Raw genomic sequence first — 17,723 nt, forward strand, 5'->3', positions numbered from 1 at the left:
AGTAGGAGGCAGCGCGCCGAGATGCGCGTCCGGCCCGGGAGGTACCGGCCACACCGGCAGCGCGACCAGGGGCAATAGGGTGGGGTGCGTGACGACGGGCACCACGCGCACCCGCGCGATCGACGAACTGGCCTCGCTGCTGCGTCCGTTCGGACGTTTCGTCACCACTCGGTTGCCCGAGATCGTGGCCGGGATCGCGGTGCTCGCCACGGTCCTCGCGGTGCTGGCGCTGTCCGGCGCCGTGCTGAGCGACCGCGCCATCGCCGCCAACCCGGCCGTCGCCCAGGCCGAGGTGCTGGAGGGCTCCTCGTTCCAGCGCACGCTGGTCCGCTTCACCGTCGCCAACGGCGAGGCCGTCGTGCCCGAGCGCGGGGTCTTCTACCCGTGGGGGCTGCAGGCCGGGGAGTCGGTGGCCGTCCAGTACGACGTCACCGACCCGGAGCTCGTGCGCGTGGCCGGCCGCAGCGCGCTGGACGGCGTGCTGCCGCTGGCGCTCATCGTCGTCGGGGTGTGGGCGGTGCTGGGCCCGCTCGCCTACTGGCTGCGCCGCCGTCGCCGCTGATCCCTCGCCCGCGAGTCGGGGTCTGGGTGCGCGCATGTCGCGCTGTGTCGCAGGCATGATCGTCGGTTCGGTGCCACGGCGGCGACATCTCGCCGTCCGTGCGCCCAACTGGTGATCAGGGGCGCAGCGTGTCGGTGTCGCACCAGGTCAGGTAGTCGCGCCCCACCAGCCGAGGACGGCATCCAGCGCGCCGGGCACTGCCACGATCATCGCGCCTTCCGGCAGGGGGTCGGGTCGCCCGTCGCCGTCGACGACGAGTGCCCCCGCTTCGGCCGCCAGGCACACCGCCCCGGCGACGTCCCATTCCTGGTACCCCTCCAGCACGGCCGCGACGGCGTGCCCCAGTGCCACCTGCGTGATCGCGAGCGCCGAGGAACCGAGCGCGCGGATCCCCGTGTGGGCCGCGGTGGCCTCGGGCGTGAACCTCGCGGCGCGGGCGGGGCCGAGCTCCGTGCAGACCAGCCCGCCGGTCGGCGACCGGGGGACGACCCGAACCGGCACGCCGTTCGCCCGCACCCCTCGACCGCGGGCGGCGGCGTAGATCTGGGCCCGGCTCGGGTCGGCGATCACCCCCACGACCGGTCCGGCGGTGTCCACCAGCGCGAGACTGTAGGCGCACCACGGGAAGCCCGCGACGTAGTTCGCCGTGCCGTCCACGGGGTCGACGACCCACCGGTACCGGGCCGCGTCGGCGCCCGCGTCGGCGCCGTACTCCTCCCCGACCACGGGGATGTCCGGGAACTCCGCGGCCAGCACCCGGCGCGTGTGGCGCTCCAGGGTCCGGTCGGTGTCGGTGACCCAGTCGAAGGGGCTGGACTTGTGCGCGGCACCGCTGTGGTGGTCGCGACCGGCGGTCGCCGTGATCACCTCGGCCGCATCGTTGGCGAGCCGCCCGGCCACTTCGAGGGCCCGGGACAGCATGCCCGGCTCCACCGGGAGCCCAGGCGCGGGTGCGCTCGCGTGCTGCTGGACGGTCATACGGCCCGAGCGTCACCGGCCCCGGTGTCCCGGGTGCGTCTCCCAGGTGACGTGCCATGGATCACCGGGCCAACTGTGCGACCGACACGGGCTGTTGGTCCCGCGTTCGGAGAAGCGCCACCGCCTCGCTCACCGGCGGGAGCACGGTGCCCCCGTGCGCGTCGCCATCGTGTCCGAGTGCTTCCTCCCCGTGGTCAACGGCGTCACCAACTCGGTGCTCCGGGTCGTCGAGCACCTGACCCGCGCCGGGCACGACGTGCTGGTCATCGCCCCCGGCTTGGACGGCCCCACCGAGTACGCGGGCGCCCCTGTGGTGCGGATCCCGGCCGTGGACCTGCCGGTGGTCTCCTCGATGCCGGTCGGGGTGCCGAGCAGGCGGGTGTTGACGGCCCTGCGCGACTTCGCGCCGGACGTCGTGCACCTCGCGGCCCCGTTCGTCGTCGGGTACCGCGGGCTCGCCGCGGCGCGGCGGCTCGGGATCCCGACCGTCGCGATCTACCAGACCGACGTGGCCGGGTTCGCCTCCTCCTACGGCCTCGGCCTCACCGCCCGCGCGGCCTGGCGCTGGACCTGCCGGCTGCACGGGCAGGCCGACCGCACGCTCGCGCCGTCGAGCTGGGCCACCGAGGCGCTGCGGGCGCGCGGGGTGCCGCGGGTGCACCAGTGGGCGCGCGGCGTCGACACGCGCCGGTTCACCCCCTCCAAGCGCGACGCGCGGTTGCGTGCGGAGCTGGCTCCCGGCGGCGAGCTGCTGGTCGGCTACGTCGGACGCCTCGCGCCGGAGAAGCAGGTGGAGCGGCTCGGGGCGCTGGCCGGGTTGCCGGGCACCCGGCTGGTCGTCGTGGGCGGCGGGCCCAGTGAGGAACGGTTGCGGGCGGCGCTGCCGGGGGCGGCGTTCCTGGGCTTCCGCGAGGGCGACGAGCTGGCCCGGATCTACGCGTCGCTGGACGTCTTCGTGCACACGGGGCCGTCGGAGACGTTCTGCCAGGCCGTGCAGGAGGCGCTCGCGTCGGGGCTGCCGGTGGTGGCGCCGGACGCCGGAGGCCCGCGTGACCTGGTGCTGCCGGGACGGACGGGGTTCCTCGTGCCGCCGCACCCCGACGGCGCGGCGCCCGACGACCCGGCGTCGGTGGCGGCGGACGCCGACTTCGTCGCGGCGGTGCGGGCGCTGGCCGACCCGGCGCTGCGGCGCCGGTTCGGGGCGGCCGCGCGCCCGTCGGTGCTGCGCCGCACCTGGTCGACGGTGTGCGACGAGCTGCTCGCGCACTACGGCGAGGTCATCGGCGCCACGGCCGCGGCAGCATGACGTGCGGATCGTCCAGCTCGCCAACTTCTACGGGCCCCGCTCGGGGGGCCTGCGCACGGCACTGCACCACCTCGGCGCCGGCTACGGGGCCCAGGGGCACGAGGTGGTCCTCGTGGTGCCCGGCCCACGGTTCGCCGACGAGTCGTTGCCCAGCGGGATCCGGCGCGTCACGATCGCGGCGCCCCGCCTGCCCGGCACCGGTGGCTACCGGGCCGTCGACCCGTGGCGGGTGCAGCGGCTGCTGGAGCGGCTGCGCCCCGACGCCATCGAGGTGTCCGACCGCCTGACCCTGCGCGGGCTCGGGGCCTGGGCCACCCGCCGCGGCGTGCCGAGCGTCGTGATCTCCCACGAGCGCCTCGACCGGCTGCTGACGCAATTCCTGCTGCCGGGCCCGGTGGCGCGGAACGTGGCCGATGCGGCCAATGCCCGCATGGCCGCCGCCTACGACACCGTGGTGTGCACCACGTCGTTCGCGCGGGCCGAGTTCGATCGGATCGGTGCCCGCAACGTCGCCCAGGTGCCGCTCGGCGTCGACCTCGCGACGTTCTCGCCCCTGCACCACGACCCGGACGTGCGCCGGGGTCTCGCCGACGGCGCCGACACCCTCCTCGTGCACTGCGGGCGGCTCTCCCCGGAGAAGCACCCCGAGCGCAGCATCGACACGGTGGCGGCCCTGCGCGCGGCCGGGCAACGGGTGCGGCTCGTCGTCGCGGGGGACGGGCCGCGCCGTGCCGCCCTGGAACGGCGGGCCGGCGGGCTGCCGGTCACCTTCCTCGGCTTCGTGCCCGACCGCACCCGGCTCGCCACGCTGCTGGCCTCGGCCGACGTCTCCCTCGCCCCCGGCCCGCACGAGACGTTCGGCCTCTCGGCGCTGGAGGCACTGGCCAGCGGCACCCCGGTCGTCGTCTCGGCGTCCTCGGCGCTGCCGGAGATCGTCGGGCCGTCCGGGGCCGCCGCGCTGGACCGGCCCGACGCCTTCGCCGCGGGCGTCACCACGCTGCTCGCGGCCGACGAGGGGAGCCGGCGGGCGGCGGCCCGGGCCCGGGCCGAGCAGTTCGGGTGGCCGGCGTCGGTGGCGGGGATGCTGGGGATGCTGGCCGTGGCCTGACGCCGGTGGCGGGCTCGGTGGCCGCCGGGACGGTCGTGCCGCACGCACCGCGTAGCGTCCTGTCCGTGAGCCGGGCCGACCTCGACAAGGACCCCACCGACGTCGCCGCGATGTTCGACGGCGTCGCGCGGCGCTACGACATCACCAACACCGTGCTGTCGGCCGGGCAGGACCGGCGGTGGCGCCGGCTCACCCGGGAGGCGCTCGGGCTGCGGCCGGGAGAGCGGGCGCTGGACCTCGCCGCCGGCACGGTCGTCTCGACGGTGGAGCTGCGCCGGTCGGGGGCGTGGTGCGTGGCCGCCGACTTCTCGCTGGGCATGCTGCAGGCGGGCGCCCACCGCGACGTGCCCAAGGTCGCGGCCGACGCGCTGCACCTGCCGTTCCGCGACGGCGCCTTCGACGCGGCGACGATCTCGTTCGGCCTTCGCAACGTCGCCGACACCGACCGCGCGCTCGCCGAGCTCGCGCGCGTCACGCGGCCGGGCGGACGGCTCGTGGTCTGCGAGTTCAGCCGGCCGACGGTGGCGCCCTTCCGCGCGGCCTACCACGTCGGTCTGGAGCACGTGCTGCCCGCGATCGCCCGCCGGGTGTCGAGCAACCCGGAGGCCTACACCTACCTGGGCGAGTCGATCCGGGACTGGCCGGCGCAACCCGACCTCGCCCGCCGCATCACGAAGGCCGGCTGGACCGGCGTCGCGTGGCGCAACCTCACCTTCGGCGCCGTCGCCCTGCACCGGGCCACCCGCGCCTGACGCCCGGCGCCACCGGGCCGGCCCGCCTCGCAGCAGCGGTTGACCATCGCGAGCCGCACGTCATCGCTCCCGATGCGACCTGGCGCGCGGCTCGGACCGATCACTGGTCGTCGCGTCGATCTCGCAACGATCATCACGCGGCCGGCCGGACCATCGTCAGCTGGTGCACCCTCCCGCCCTCGTACCGCAGGCCGGGGACCGCGGGTGCGGGGCCGTGGGCGACGAAGCCCACGCGCTCGAAGAAGCGGGTCGCACGCCGGTTCTCCACGAGCGTCTGCAGGTAGCAGCCGGGGGTGCCGGTCTCGCGCAGCCGGGCCGACCACGCGTCCATCAGTCCGGCCGCGGCGCCGGTGCCGCGGGCCTGCGGCAACAGGTTGATGTGCAGGTGGGCGGGCCAGCGCGGGTCGTGGAGCTCCCCGGCGGCCGGTTGCCGGCGCACGGTCGCCCCCGCCACGTCGCGCAGGCTGCGTGCGAAGAAGGCCGCGGACCGGCGGCGCAGGAGCAGGCGGTGTTCGCGGATCGCGCGCTCCATCCGGGCGTTCTCCGGCGGGACCGCGGTGCCGAGGGAGCCGGTCAGGTAGCCGACGAGTTCCCCGTCCACGACCGCGACGAACAGCGACTCCGGCTCCAGATCCATGTACGGCGTGAGGTAGATGGCCGCCTCGGACTCCTCGTGCCCCCACAGCGACGCGGTCGGGGCGCCCTCGCCCGCACGGCCGAAGAGGGCGCGCAGCGCCGGCCGGTCGACCTCGCAGAATCTCCGGATCTCCACCACGACAGCCAACCTGACCGGACGTCACTCGACCAGGGTGTTTAGACTCGGCCCCGACTTCGTGAATCCGTTCACAAGGAGCCGCATGGCTGCGCCCGAACCCACCACAGCGGACGCCGACGTCATCGTCGTCGGCGCCGGACCCGCCGGATCCACCGCTGCCTCATACCTCGCAAGGGCGGGGCTCGACGTCCTGCTCCTGGAGAAGTCGACGTTCCCGCGCCCCAAGGTGTGCGGTGACGGCTTCACCCCGCGAGGCATGAAGCAGCTGATCGACCTCGGCATCGACTGCACGCAGGAGAACGGCTGGCTGCACAACAAGGGCCTGCGGGTCGTCGGCGGCGGCGTCACCCTGGAGCTGCCCTGGCCCACCCTGGCGAGCTTCCCGGACTACGGCGCGGTGCGCCCCCGTCAGGACTTCGACGAGCTGCTCGTCCGGCACGCCGAGAAGCTGGGCGCCCGCCTGCACGAGGACACCACCGTCACCGAGGCCATCACCGACGAGCGCAGCGGCCGGGTCGTGGGCGTGCGCGGCACCGTCGGCAAGGGCAAGGAGAAGCGGCCGGTGTCCTACCGGGCGCCGCTCACCCTGGCCTGCGACGGCGTGAGCGCCCGCCTGGCCCTCTCGCTCGGGATGGCCAAGCGCGACGACCGGCCGATGGGCGTGGCCGTGCGCCGCTACTACGAGTCGCCGCGCACCCATGACGACCACCTCGAGAGCCATCTCGAGCTGTGGGACCGCTCCGACGCGGCGAACCCGAAGCTGCTGCCCGGCTACGGCTGGATCTTCGGGATGGGCGACGGCACGTCCAACGTCGGGCTGGGCATCCTCTCCACGTCCAAGGCCTACGGCTCCACCGACTACCGCGCGCTGCTGAAGTCGTGGCTGGACGGCACTCCGGAGGAGTGGGGCTACCGCGACGAGAACGCGGTGGGCACCGTCGGTGGTGCCGCGCTGCCGATGGGCTTCAACCGGATCCCGCACTACCGGCCCGGTCTGCTGCTGGTCGGCGACGCGGGCGGGATGGTCAACCCGTTCAACGGGGAGGGCATCGCCTACGCGATGGAGTCCGCGGCGATCGCGGCGCGCTGCGCGGTGCAGGCGCACGCCCGTTCCGGCTCGTCCGCGGAGGCGGCGCTGGCGGGCTACCCGGCGGCGATGAGCCAGGCGCTGGGCGGCTACTACCGCATCGGCAACATCTTCTCGAAGCTGATCGGCAACCCGACGATCATGGCGACGGCCACGAAGTACGGGCTGCCGCGCACCACGCTCATGCGGTTCATCCTCAAGCTCCTCGCCAACCTCTACGACCCGCACGACGGTGGGGTCAGCGACCGCGTCATCACCGCGATGACCAGGCTCACACCGAGCCTGTAGTAAGGCTTGCCTGGGTCCGGTCGGGCTATCCGCCCGACTTAAGGTCCCGGCGGAATCAAATAGCGCGATTCACGAGACGACGACTGACGAGGGCAGAACGGATGCTCGACCCCTACCTCCCGCTGGTGCTGCTGTTCGCCCTGGCAGGTGCGTTCGCCCTGTTCTCGGTGACGGCTGCGCCGTACGTCGGCCCGCGCCGCTACAACCGGGCCAAGCTCGACGCCTACGAGTGCGGCATCGAGCCCTCGCCCCAGCCCGTCGTGGGCGGCGGCCGGATGCCGGTCGCCTACTACCTCACGGCGATGCTGTTCATCCTGTTCGACATCGAGATGGTCTTCCTCTACCCGTTCGCGGTGAGCGCCAACGCGCTGGGCCTGTTCGGGCTGGTGGAGATCGTGCTGTTCATCGTCACGGTCGGCTTCGCCTACATCTACGTGTGGCGGCGCGGCGGGCTGGATTGGAACTGAGATGGGTCTCGAAGAGAACCTGCCCAGCGGCGTACTGCTGACCAGCGTCGAGAAGCTGGTCAACTGGACGCGCAAGTCGTCGCTGTGGCCCGCCACGTTCGGGCTCGCCTGCTGCGCCATCGAGATGATGACCACCGGCGCGCCCCGCTACGACCTCGCCCGCTTCGGGATGGAGGTCTTCCGCGCCTCGCCGCGCCAGGCCGACCTGATGATCGTCGCCGGCCGGGTGAGCAACAAGATGGCGCCCGTCCTGCGCCAGATCTACGACCAGATGCCCGAGCCCCGTTGGGTGCTCGCGATGGGCGTCTGCGCCTCGTCGGGCGGGATGTTCAACAACTACGCGATCGTCCAGGGCGTCGACCACGTGGTGCCGGTCGACATGTACCTGCCCGGCTGCCCGCCCCGGCCGGAGATGCTGATGGACGCGATCCTCAAGATCCACGCCAAGATCATGGACGAGCCGCTCGGATCCGCACGGGCTGCCGAGCTGGCCGAGAGCGGCCACAAGACCGAGCTGGTCCCGTCCTCGATCAAGTACGCGAAGAAGTGACGGATCATGCCTGACCAGAACAACGGCGCTGAGAACACCGACCCCGCGCCGGCCACCGGCACCGCGGGATCCTCCGCGCAGCAGAGCGGGCCCGACGCCGCCGAGCAGCGGGCCCGCGGCGCGCAGGACGCCAAGGGCGGCGAGGTCGAGCAGACCGACGCGCCGATCGACGCGCCTTCCGACACCGACGGCGACGAGCAGGGCACGCCGGAGGGCGGCACCCGCATCGCGCCCACCCGCGACCGCCGCGGCATGTTCGGCGTCTCCGGCTCGGGCGACACCTCCGGCTTCGGCGGCCTGCGGCTGCCGGGCCACGTGCCGGCCCCGGCCGAGCGGCCCTTCGGCGGCTGGTTCGACGAGTTCGCCGACGACCTCGCCGACGCGATGGCCGAACGCGGCATCCCGCGCGGCGCGGTGCAGCAGATCACGATCGACCGCGGCGAGATCACGTTCTACGTGCAGCGGGAGCGGATCCTCGAGCTCTGCCGCACCCTGCGCGACGAGGAGTACCTGCGCTTCGAGCTGTGCTCCTCGGTCTCCGGCGTCGACTACGGGGAGGGCGTGCCGCAGCGGTTGCACGTCGTCTACCACCTGACGTCGATGACCTTCCGCCGCCGGATCCGCCTCGAGGTGGCCGTGGACGTCGACGACGCGCACGTGCCGAGCGTCGTGGAGGTCTACCCCACGGCCGACTGGCAGGAGCGCGAGGCCTGGGACATGTTCGGGATCGTCTTCGACGGCCACCCGGCGCTCACCCGGATCCTCATGCCGGACGACTGGGACGGCCACCCGCAGCGCAAGGACTACCCCCTCGGCGGCATCCCGGTGGAGTACAAGGGCGCGGAGATCCCTCCGCCCGACCAGAGGCGGGCATACACATGAGTCAGGACGCCTACTCCCCGGCTTCGAGCAGGGAGACCACCGAGGGCACCGTCTACACGGTCACCGGTGGCGACTGGGACACGCTCCTCGACGAGGAGCACGACGACCGCATCGTCATCAACATGGGTCCGCAGCACCCGTCCACGCACGGCGTGCTGCGCCTGGTGCTGGAGCTCGAGGGCGAGACGGTGCAGCAGGCCCGCTCGGTGATCGGCTACCTGCACACCGGCATCGAGAAGAACTGCGAGTACCGCACCTGGACCCAGGGCGTCACGTTCGTGACGCGCATGGACTACCTGGCGCCGATCTTCAACGAGGTCGGCTACTGCCTCGCGGTGGAGAAGCTGCTCGGGGCGGAGGTGCCGCAGCGCGCCACGGTGGCCCGGGTGCTGCTGATGGAGATCAACCGCATCGGCTCGCACCTGGTCTGTCTCGCCACCGGCGGCATGGAGCTCGGCGCGCTCACCGGCATGACGGCCGGGTTCCGCGAGCGCGAGGAGGTGCTGCACCTGCTCGAGTTCCTCACCGGTCTGCGCATGAACCACGCGTTCGTCCGGCCCGGCGGGCTGGCCCAGGACCTCCCGGAGGGCTGGGCGGAGAAGGTCACCGAGTTCGTCGCGCTGATGCGCAAGCGCTTGCCGGACTACGACAACCTGCTCACCGGCCAGCCGATCTGGCGCCAGCGTCTCGAGGGTGTCGGCTACCTGCCGGTGGACGGCTGCCTCGCGCTCGGCGCCACCGGCCCGATCCTGCGTTCCGCGGGCCTGGCGTGGGACCTGCGCAAGATCGAGCCGTACTGCGGCTACGAGGAGTACGACTTCGAGGTCCCGGTGGCCACCGAGGCCGACTGCTACGCCCGCTACCGGCTGCGCGTCGCGGAGATGCACGAGTCGCTCAAGATCATCGAACAGGCCGTGGCCAAGATGGAGCCGGGCCCGGTGATGGTCCAGGACCGCAAGATCGCCTGGCCCGCGCAGCTGTCCGTGGCGTCCGACGGCATGGGCAACAGCCTCGAGCACGTCCGCAAGATCATGGGTCAGTCGATGGAGTCGCTGATCCACCACTTCAAGCTGGTCACCGAGGGCTTCTCGGTGCCGGCCGGTCAGGCCTACACGGCGATCGAGTCGCCGCGCGGGGAGCTGGGCTACCACCTGGTGTCCGACGGAGGCACCCGCCCGGTGCGCGTGCACGTGCGCGACCCCAGCTTCGTGAACCTGCAGACGATGCCCGCGATGAGCGAGGGCGGCATGGTCGCCGACGTCATCGCGGCCGTCGCCTCGATCGACCCCGTCATGGGAGGTGTGGACCGGTGACCCTGCCAGAAGGCACGCCGGAGTCCTACGGCCCGATCACCGGGCCGGAAGAGGTGCAGTTCGAGCCGGTCGTCTCCGAGGGCGGGCCGGTCTCGCCGATCTTCGACGAGGTCACCCGGCAGCGCACCAAGGAGATCATCGCGCAGTACCCGCAGTCGCGCTCGGCGCTGCTCCCGCTGCTGCACCTGGTGCAGTCGGTGGAGGGCCACGTCAGCCAGGACGGCATCCGGTACTGCGCCGAGGCGCTGGAGCTGACCACCGCCGAGGTCTCGGCGGTCGCCACCTTCTACACGATGTACAAGCGCACGCCGTGCGGCCAGCACCTCGTGAGCGTCTGCACCAACACGCTGTGCGCCACCTTGGGCGGCGACGACATCTACGCGCGCCTGCAGGAGAAGCTCGGGGTCGGGCACGAGGGCACCGCGGGCGAGCCCGGCGCGGAAGGCTCGCTCACGCTCGAGCACGCCGAGTGCCTCGCGGCCTGCGACCTCGGGCCGGTGCTGCAGGTCAACTACGAGTACTACGACAACCAGACGCCGGAGTCGGCGGAGGCACTGGTGGACGCATTGGCGCGGGGCGAGAAGCCGGCCCCCACCCGCGGTGCACCGCTCACCGACTTCCGCACGGTGGAGCTGGAGCTCGCCGGGATCTTCCCCGACCTGCCCACGAGCGCCGAGGGGCCGTCGATCGCGCCGGAGTCGGTGCGCGGCGCGCTGCTGGCCTCCGAGCGTGGCTGGACGGCCCCGTCGATGCCCGACAACCCGCCCGCGTTTCCCGCACTGCCGGAGAAGAAGTGATGGTGGACCAACTCACGCCGGTGCTCACGAGGCGCTGGCAGTCGCCGCGCTCGTGGTCGATCGACACCTACGAGCAGCTGGAGGGCTACCAGGCCCTGCGCCACGCGCTCACCGCCCACCCCGACCAGCTCATCCAGCTGGTGAAGGACTCCGGGCTGCGCGGCCGCGGCGGCGCGGGCTTCCCCACGGGCATGAAGTGGAGCTTCATCCCGCAGGGCGCCACCGGCCCGGGGGCCAAGCCCAAGTACCTGGTGATCAACGCCGACGAGGGCGAGCCGGGTACCTGCAAGGACATCCCCACGATGATGGCCGACCCGCACTCCCTGGTGGAGGGCTGCATCATCACCAGCTACGCGATCCGCGCGAACTTCTGCGCGATCTACGTGCGCGGTGAGGCCCTGCACTGCATCCGCCGCGTGCGCCGGGCAGTCGAGGAGGCCTACGCCAAGGGCTACCTCGGCAAGGACGTCCTGGGCTCGGGCTTCGACCTCGACATCGTGGTGCACGCCGGTGCGGGTGCCTACATCTGCGGCGAGGAGACGGCGCTGCTCGACTCGCTCGAGGGTCGTCGCGGTCAACCTCGCCTCAAGCCTCCCTTCCCGGCCACGTCGGGGCTCTACGCCTCGCCGACTGTGGTGAACAACGTGGAGACCATCGCCTCGGTTCCCGCGATCGTGATGGGCGGCAGCGACTGGTTCCGGTCGATGGGCTCCGAGAAGAGCCCCGGGCCGAAGATCTACTCGGTGTCGGGACACGTCGAGCGGCCCGGCCAGTACGAGGCACCGCTGGGCATCACGCTGCGCCAGCTGCTCGAACTGGCCGGCGGCATGAAGGGCGGGGTCCCGCTCAAGTTCTGGACGCCGGGCGGCTCGTCCACCCCGATCTTCACCGCGGAGCACCTCGACGTGCCGCTGGACTTCGAGGGTGCCGCGGCCGCCGGCTCGATGCTCGGCACCACGGCCGTGCAGGTCTTCAACGAGACCGTGTCGGTGCCGTGGGCGGTCATGAAGTGGACCGAGTTCTACAAGCACGAGTCGTGCGGCAAGTGCACGCCCTGCCGCGAAGGCACGTACTGGCTGGTGCAGATCCTCGAGCGGATGGTGCACGGCGAGGGCACCGAGGCGGACGTCGAGACGATGCTCGACGTCTGCGACAACATCCTCGGCCGCTCGTTCTGCGCCCTCGGTGACGGCGCCACCAGCCCGATCACGAGCGCCATCAAGTACTTCCGCCAGGAGTTCCTGGACCTCATCGCGGAGCAGCCCGCGGTGGGACGTCCGGAGCAGCTGGACGATCTGGTTGGAGCCCAGGCATGACGATCGCCCCTGAGGAGAAGAAGGAGGCGCGCCCCGTGCCGGAGGGGTACGTGCGCCTCACTATCGACGGGCAGGAGGTGGAAGCGCCCAAGGGGGAGCTGCTGATCCGCGCCTGCGAGCGGCTCGGGATCATCGTGCCGCGGTTCTGCGACCACCCGCTGCTCGACCCCGCAGGTGCCTGCCGGCAGTGCCTGGTCGAGGTGGAGATGGGCGGCCGGCCGATGCCGAAGCCGCAGGCCAGCTGCACCATGACGGTGGCGGACGGCATGGTCGTCAAGACCCAGCACTCCTCCCCGGTGGCCAAGAAGGCCCAGGAGGGGGTGATGGAGCTCCTGCTCATCAATCACCCCCTCGACTGCCCCATCTGCGACAAGGGCGGCGAGTGCCCCCTGCAGAACCAGGCGATGAGCACCGGGCGCACGGACTCCCGGTTCATCGAGACGAAGCGGGTCTTCGAGAAGCCGCTCCCGATCTCGTCGCAGGTCCTGCTGGACCGCGAGCGCTGCGTCCTGTGCCAGCGCTGCACCCGCTTCTCCGAGGAGATCGGCGGCGACCCGTTCATCGACCTGCTGGAGCGCGGCTCGAACCAGCAGGTCGGGGTGGCCCAGGACAAGCCGTTCCAGAGCTACTTCTCCGGCAACACCATCCAGATCTGCCCGGTGGGTGCGCTCACCAGCGCCGCCTACCGGTTCCGCTCGCGCCCGTTCGACCTGGTGTCCACGCCCGGCGTCGACGAGCACACCTCGAGCGGCGCCGCGCTGCGCATCGACACCCGTCGCGGCACGGTCATGCGCCGCCTGTCGGGCAACGACCCCGAGGTCAACGAGGAGTGGATCGACGACAAGACCCGCTTCGCGTTCCGCTACCTCTCCTCGAAGGGGCGCATCACCCGGCCGATGATCCGCGGCGCGGGCGGCGAGCTGGAGGAGACCTCGTGGACCGAGGCCCTGTCGGTCGCCGCGCAGGGCCTGCTCGCCGCACGTGAGCAGGGGATCGGGGTGCTCGCGGGCGGGCGGCTGACCGTGGAGGACGCCTACGCGTACGGCAAGTTCGCGCGCGTCGCCGCAGGCACCAACGACGTCGACTTCCGGGCTCGCGCCCACTCGGCGGAGGAGCTGGACTTCCTGGCCTCGCACGTGGTCGGGAAGGGCCCCGAGACCCTCAGCTACACCCGCCTCGAGGCGGCGCCCGCGGTGCTCTGCGTGGCGCTGGAGCCCGAGGAGGAGGCGCCGGTCGTCTACCTGCGGCTGCGCAAGGCGGCCCGCAAGCACGGCCAGCGCGTGTTCCACCTCGGCCAGTGGACCACCCCGGCGGTCGAGCGCACCTCGCGCGACACCGGCGCCGCGTCCCCGGCAGCGAAGGACAACCTCATCCCGGCGGTGCCCGGCGCCGAGGCCGCGGTCCTGGCCGACCTGCCGGCCGACGTCCTCGAGGCCCTCACCGGCGGGGGCGTCGTCCTCGTCGGCGAGCGTGCCGCCGAGGTCCCCGGCCTGTACTCGGCCGTGGCCGCCCTCGGGGCGCGCACCGGTGCCGCGATCGGCTGGGTGCCGCGGCGCGCGGGCGACCGCGGCGCGCTCGATGCGGGTGCCGTGCCCACGCTGCTGCCCGGTGGCCGCCCGGTGGCCGACGCCGCCGCCCGCGCCGAGGTGGAGCAGACGTGGGGCCTCGCGGCCGGCGCGCTGCCCACCACCCCGGGCCGCGACACCGACGAGATCCTCACCGCCGCCGCCACCGGCGAGCTGGCGGCGCTGGTCGTCGGTGGCGTCGACCCGAACGACCTCGCCGACCCGGCGGCCGCCCTGGCCGCCCTGCGCGAGGTCGGGTTCCTGGTGAGTCTCGAGCTGCACACCTCGGTGGTCACCGAGCTCGCCGACGTGGTGCTGCCGGTGGCGCCGGACGTCCAGCGGGCCGGGAGCTACCTCAACTGGGAGGGGCGCCGGCGCGCGTTCGGCCCGGCCCTGGACGCCAGCGGTGTGCTCCCGGACTGCCGCGTGCTCGACACGCTCGCCGTCGAGATGGACATCGACCTGTTCACGCAGACGCCGGCGGCCGCCGGGGGCGAGCTGGACCGGCTCGGCAACCGGACGGGTGCCGCACCGGCCGCTCCGTCGGTGCCGGCCACCGAGCCGCTGCGGCCCGGGTTCGGGCAGGCCGTGCTCGCGACCTGGCGCCAGCTGATCGACGAGTCGACGCTCGCGACGGGCGAGCCGGCACTGGCCGGCACGGCCCGCTCGGCGTACGTCCGGGTGAACGCGGCCACGGCCGAGCGGCTGGGCGTCACGGAGGGCGCGCCGGCCACGGTGCGCACCGACCGGGGCGCGATCACGCTGCCGGTGGCGCTGGCCGACCTGCCCGACGGCGTCGTGTGGCTGCCGGGCAACTCGGGTGACTCGCGGGTCCGGAGCGTCCTCGGCGCCGGGCACGGCGACGTGGTGGGGGTGACGGCATGAACCTGTTGGCGCAGGCTCCCGAGGGGATGACCCGCACGCAGGAGCTGCTGGCCGACGACCCGCTCTGGCTGGTGATCCTGAAGGTCGTGGCGCTGTTCGCGATCGGCGTGGTGCTCACGCTCTTCATGATCAACTGGGAGCGCAAGGTGGTGGGCCGGATGCAGCAGCGTCCGGGCCCCAACCGCACCGGCCCCGGCGGCTGGCTGCAGTCCTTGGCAGACGGGCTCAAGCTCGCCTTCAAGGAAGACATCATGCCGACGATGGCCGACAAGCGGGTGTACTTCATCGCCCCGGTCATCTCCACGATCCCGGCCTTCGTGGCGTTCTCGGTGATCCCGTTCGGCGGCGAGGTCTCGATCTTCGGCGAGCCCACGGTGCTGCAGCTGGTGGACCTGCCGGTCGGCGTGCTGGTGGTGTTGGCCTGCTCCTCGATCGGCGTCTACGGGATCGTGCTGGGCGGCTGGGCGTCGGGCTCGCCGTACCCGCTGCTGGCGGCGCTGCGCAGCGCGGCGCAGGTGATCTCCTACGAGATCGCGCTGGGCCTGTCGATCGTGGGTGTGATCCTCTACGCGGGGTCCCTGTCCACCGCCGACATCGTGGCCGCGCAGGCGAGCGGCTGGTACCTGCTGCTGCTGGCACCGAGCTTCGTGGTCTTCGTGATCGCGATGGTCGGGGAGACCAACCGCGCGCCGTTCGACCTGCCGGAGGCGGAGTCGGAGCTGGTGGGCGGGTTCCACACCGAGTACTCGTCGCTGAAGTTCGCGCTGTTCTTCCTCGCCGAGTACGTCAACATGGTCACGGTCTCCGCGATGGCCACCACGCTCTTCCTGGGCGGCGGGCAGTGGCCGTGGCCGCTGTCGTTCCTGAACAGCAACGGGTGGCTGCAGATGGTGGCCTTCCTGATCAAGACGCTGATCTTCCTGTTCATGTTCATCTGGTTGCGCGGCACGCTGCCGCGGATGCGTTACGACCAGTTCATGCGCCTGGGCTGGAAGGTACTGGTACCGGGCAGCCTGCTGTGGATCCTGGCGATCTTCGCGATCCGCACCTGGCGTTCCACCGGTGGCGACGTCAGCGCGTTGCTGATCGGCCTGGGGATCGCGCTGGCGGTGGTACTGCTGGTGGCGTTCCTGGTGCCCGACCGCAAGGTGGAGGGCCCGGCGCCGGTGGAGCTCGCCTCGGACTACCCGGTGCCACCACTGGACCTGGCCGTGCCCACCCCCTCCCGGCACAAGCTGCGCTCCCGGCTGGCGGAGAGCGCCGAGGAGCCGCGGACGCCCGCCCTCAGCGGGAAGGAGACCGAGTAGATGTTCGACTTCTTCAAGGGCTTCGGCGTCACCTTCGGGACGATGTTCAAGAAGGTCGTCACCGAGGAGTACCCCGAGGACTTCCCGCCGGCCGCACCGCGCTGGCACGGGCGTCACCAGCTCAACCGCCACCCGGACGGGCTGGAGAAGTGCGTGGGCTGCGAGCTGTGCGCCTGGGCCTGCCCGGCCGACGCGATCTACGTCGAGGGCGGGGACAACACCGAGGAGGCCCGCTTCTCGCCCGGTGAGCGCTACGGCGCGATCTACCAGATCAACTACCTGCGCTGCATCGGCTGCGGCCTGTGCATCGAGGCCTGCCCCACCCGGTCGCTCACGATGACCAACTTCTACGAGATGGCCGACGACAACCGGCAGGACCTGATCTACACCAAGGAGCAGCTGATGGCGCCGCTGCTGCCGGGTATGGAGCAGCCGCCGCACCCGATGCGACTCGGTGACAACGAGCAGGACTACTACGTGCAGGGGCCGGTGCTCTCGCTCAAGGCGGCTGCCGGCGAGCGTGACGAGAACGACCCGGTGGGGGAGCAGGTCAAGTGACTCTCGATCTCCTCGCCCAGGCCGCGCCGGCGCCGGACGTCGTCAGCACCGGTGAGGCCGTCGTCTTCTGGATCATCGGCCCGCTCGCCCTGCTCGGCGCGCTCGGCATGGTGTTCGCCCGCAACGCGGTGCACTCGGCGCTCGCGCTGGTGGGCACGATGCTGTGCCTGGCGGTGCTCTACATCGTCCAGCAGGCGCCGTTCCTCGGCTTCGTGCAGATCATCGTCTACACCGGCGCGATCATGATGCTGTTCCTGTTCGTGCTGATGCTGGTGGGCCGGGACAGCTCCGACTCGGTGGTCGAGGTGCTGCGCGGCCAGCGGCTCGCTGCGCTGGCGCTCGGTGTCGGGCTGGCCGTGCTGCTGGTGGCCACCGTCGGGCGCTCGCTCACCGCGGTCACCCCGGTCGGTCTGGCCGCGGGGGGTGCGGGCTCGAGCGCCAACGTCACCGGGCTCGGGACGCTGATCTTCACCGACTACCTGTTCGCGTTCGAGCTCACCTCGGCGCTGCTGATCACGGCGGCGCTCGGCGCGATGGTGCTCGCCTACGCCCAGAGCAAGGGGCACGCCAAGCGTGGCCAGCGGGCCACCGTGGAGGCGCGCCTGCGCGGCGAGCACGACCGGATCTCCCCGTTGCCCGGCCCCGGCGTCTTCGCCACCGGCAACTCGGTCGCCGTCCCGGCCGTGTTGCCCGATGGGTCGATCGCCCCGGAGTCGATCTCGGCCATCCTCGACGCCACGCCGGTACGCGAGGTCGAGGACGAGCCCCGGACGGACGCGCGCGCGCTCACCGGCGGTACGGCCACCGCCGGGGAGACCCTCGACGACGACACCCACGAGGACCACCGGTGACCCCCACCTACTACCTGCTGCTCTCGGCGCTGTTGTTCTCCATCGGCGCCGTCGGCGTGCTGGTGCGGCGCAACGCGATCGTCGTGTTCATGTGCATCGAGCTGATGCTCAACGCGGTGAACCTCTCGCTCGTCACGTTCGCCCGGATCAACGGCGAGCTCGACGGCCAGGTCATGGCGTTCTTCGTGATGGTGGTGGCCGCGGCAGAGGTCGTCGTCGGCCTCGCGATCATCATGTCGATCTTCCGTACCCGCAGGACGGCGTCGGTCGACGACGCGAACCTGCTCAAGTACTGACCTACAAGGAGTGCTCCCCGTGCTCAGCCCCCGCCATAGCCGGCGACCCGAGGTGACCCGGTGACTCCGACATCGGTCGT

At 72.3% G+C, this 17,723-nt stretch carries 18 protein-coding genes; 16 read left to right on the top strand and 2 right to left on the bottom strand.

Annotated features, from left to right (window positions below):
* Positions 1-88: 88 nt before the first annotated feature.
* Positions 89-562: a DUF3592 domain-containing protein gene (locus CFP66_RS19905; RefSeq protein WP_233159563.1), complete on the top strand. Its 474-nt coding sequence runs from the start codon at positions 89-91 to the stop codon at positions 560-562.
* 147 nt (positions 563-709) lie between these two features.
* Here the strand turns inward: CFP66_RS19905 and CFP66_RS19910 are convergent, their stop codons facing one another.
* A complete protein-coding gene (locus CFP66_RS19910; protein ID WP_198961562.1) occupies positions 710-1,540 on the bottom strand; it encodes an inositol monophosphatase in 831 nt (276 codons plus the stop codon).
* A gap of 154 nt (positions 1,541-1,694) precedes the next feature.
* Here CFP66_RS19910 and CFP66_RS19915 point away from each other — a divergent pair, with 154 nt between their 5' ends.
* The 3 genes from CFP66_RS19915 to CFP66_RS19925 all read left to right on the top strand — a co-directional run bounded on the left by CFP66_RS19915 (position 1,695) and on the right by CFP66_RS19925 (position 4,706).
* Complete coding sequence (locus tag CFP66_RS19915; protein ID WP_094926826.1) at positions 1,695-2,846, top strand: glycosyltransferase family 1 protein; 1,152 nt, start codon at positions 1,695-1,697, stop codon at positions 2,844-2,846.
* A gap of 1 nt (position 2,847) precedes the next feature.
* Positions 2,848-3,954 carry a glycosyltransferase gene (locus CFP66_RS19920; protein WP_094926482.1) on the top strand — a complete coding sequence of 369 codons (1,107 nt, stop codon included), beginning with the start codon at positions 2,848-2,850 and terminating at the stop codon, positions 3,952-3,954.
* Between the two features lie 65 nt (positions 3,955-4,019).
* Positions 4,020-4,706, top strand: a complete 687-nt coding sequence (locus tag CFP66_RS19925; protein ID WP_094926827.1) for a demethylmenaquinone methyltransferase — start codon at positions 4,020-4,022, stop codon at positions 4,704-4,706.
* 133 nt (positions 4,707-4,839) lie between these two features.
* Here CFP66_RS19925 and CFP66_RS19930 read toward each other — a convergent pair whose 3' ends face one another.
* Positions 4,840-5,478 carry a GNAT family N-acetyltransferase gene (locus tag CFP66_RS19930; RefSeq protein WP_094926828.1) on the bottom strand — a complete coding sequence of 213 codons (639 nt, stop codon included), beginning with the start codon at positions 5,476-5,478 and terminating at the stop codon, positions 4,840-4,842.
* An 85-nt stretch (positions 5,479-5,563) separates the two neighbouring features.
* On the opposite strand from CFP66_RS19930, the gene CFP66_RS19935 reads away from it, so the two are divergent.
* From CFP66_RS19935 to nuoK, 12 genes are all read left to right on the top strand, one after another.
* Positions 5,564-6,856: a geranylgeranyl reductase family protein gene (locus tag CFP66_RS19935; protein WP_094926484.1), complete on the top strand. Its 1,293-nt coding sequence runs from the start codon at positions 5,564-5,566 to the stop codon at positions 6,854-6,856.
* 101 nt (positions 6,857-6,957) lie between these two features.
* Positions 6,958-7,323: an NADH-quinone oxidoreductase subunit A gene (locus CFP66_RS19940; protein ID WP_094926486.1), complete on the top strand. Its 366-nt coding sequence runs from the start codon at positions 6,958-6,960 to the stop codon at positions 7,321-7,323.
* Between the two features lies 1 nt (position 7,324).
* A complete protein-coding gene (locus CFP66_RS19945; protein WP_094926488.1) occupies positions 7,325-7,873 on the top strand; it encodes an NADH-quinone oxidoreductase subunit B family protein in 549 nt (182 codons plus the stop codon).
* 6 nt (positions 7,874-7,879) lie between these two features.
* Positions 7,880-8,755: an NADH-quinone oxidoreductase subunit C gene (locus CFP66_RS19950; protein ID WP_233159564.1), complete on the top strand. Its 876-nt coding sequence runs from the start codon at positions 7,880-7,882 to the stop codon at positions 8,753-8,755.
* The gene (locus tag CFP66_RS19955; protein WP_094926490.1) at positions 8,752-10,068 is read left to right on the top strand and encodes an NADH-quinone oxidoreductase subunit D; all 1,317 of its coding nucleotides are present in this window, start codon (positions 8,752-8,754) and stop codon (positions 10,066-10,068) included. Before CFP66_RS19950 ends, CFP66_RS19955 begins: the two co-directional genes overlap by 4 nt.
* Positions 10,065-10,865, top strand: a complete 801-nt coding sequence (gene nuoE / locus CFP66_RS19960) for an NADH-quinone oxidoreductase subunit NuoE (protein ID WP_094926491.1) — start codon at positions 10,065-10,067, stop codon at positions 10,863-10,865. Before CFP66_RS19955 ends, nuoE begins: the two co-directional genes overlap by 4 nt.
* The gene (nuoF, locus tag CFP66_RS19965; RefSeq protein WP_094926829.1) at positions 10,865-12,181 is read left to right on the top strand and encodes an NADH-quinone oxidoreductase subunit NuoF; all 1,317 of its coding nucleotides are present in this window, start codon (positions 10,865-10,867) and stop codon (positions 12,179-12,181) included. The genes nuoE and nuoF overlap by 1 nt, the downstream gene beginning before the upstream one ends.
* Positions 12,178-14,631, top strand: a complete 2,454-nt coding sequence (locus CFP66_RS19970; RefSeq protein ID WP_094926494.1) for an NADH-quinone oxidoreductase subunit G — start codon at positions 12,178-12,180, stop codon at positions 14,629-14,631. Before nuoF ends, CFP66_RS19970 begins: the two co-directional genes overlap by 4 nt.
* Before the next feature lie 26 nt (positions 14,632-14,657).
* Positions 14,658-15,938, top strand: a complete 1,281-nt coding sequence (nuoH, locus tag CFP66_RS19975) for an NADH-quinone oxidoreductase subunit NuoH (RefSeq protein WP_094926831.1) — start codon at positions 14,658-14,660, stop codon at positions 15,936-15,938.
* A complete protein-coding gene (gene nuoI, locus CFP66_RS19980; RefSeq protein WP_094926496.1) occupies positions 15,939-16,496 on the top strand; it encodes an NADH-quinone oxidoreductase subunit NuoI in 558 nt (185 codons plus the stop codon). It abuts the gene before it with no gap.
* A complete protein-coding gene (locus CFP66_RS19985; protein WP_094926498.1) occupies positions 16,493-17,347 on the top strand; it encodes an NADH-quinone oxidoreductase subunit J in 855 nt (284 codons plus the stop codon). Before nuoI ends, CFP66_RS19985 begins: the two co-directional genes overlap by 4 nt.
* Complete coding sequence (nuoK, locus tag CFP66_RS19990; protein ID WP_075953419.1) at positions 17,344-17,643, top strand: NADH-quinone oxidoreductase subunit NuoK; 300 nt, start codon at positions 17,344-17,346, stop codon at positions 17,641-17,643. The genes CFP66_RS19985 and nuoK overlap by 4 nt, the downstream gene beginning before the upstream one ends.
* The last annotated feature ends 80 nt before the right edge of the window (positions 17,644-17,723 follow it).

The organism is Pseudonocardia sp. MH-G8, from assembly GCF_002262885.1.
Classification (GTDB): Bacteria; Actinomycetota; Actinomycetes; order Mycobacteriales; family Pseudonocardiaceae; genus Pseudonocardia.

Coding starts and splice junctions, on each gene's coding strand:
- CFP66_RS19910 (WP_198961562.1), bottom strand. CDS start 1,540: ATGACCGTCCAGCAGCACGCGAGCGCACCCGCGCCTGGGCTCCCGGTG.
- CFP66_RS19935 (WP_094926484.1), top strand. CDS start 5,564: ATGGCTGCGCCCGAACCCACCACAGCGGACGCCGACGTCATCGTCGTC.
- CFP66_RS19940 (WP_094926486.1), top strand. CDS start 6,958: ATGCTCGACCCCTACCTCCCGCTGGTGCTGCTGTTCGCCCTGGCAGGT.
- CFP66_RS19945 (WP_094926488.1), top strand. CDS start 7,325: ATGGGTCTCGAAGAGAACCTGCCCAGCGGCGTACTGCTGACCAGCGTC.
- CFP66_RS19950 (WP_233159564.1), top strand. CDS start 7,880: ATGCCTGACCAGAACAACGGCGCTGAGAACACCGACCCCGCGCCGGCC.
- CFP66_RS19955 (WP_094926490.1), top strand. CDS start 8,752: ATGAGTCAGGACGCCTACTCCCCGGCTTCGAGCAGGGAGACCACCGAG.
- nuoF (WP_094926829.1), top strand. CDS start 10,865: ATGGTGGACCAACTCACGCCGGTGCTCACGAGGCGCTGGCAGTCGCCG.
- CFP66_RS19970 (WP_094926494.1), top strand. CDS start 12,178: ATGACGATCGCCCCTGAGGAGAAGAAGGAGGCGCGCCCCGTGCCGGAG.
- nuoH (WP_094926831.1), top strand. CDS start 14,658: ATGACCCGCACGCAGGAGCTGCTGGCCGACGACCCGCTCTGGCTGGTG.
- nuoI (WP_094926496.1), top strand. CDS start 15,939: ATGTTCGACTTCTTCAAGGGCTTCGGCGTCACCTTCGGGACGATGTTC.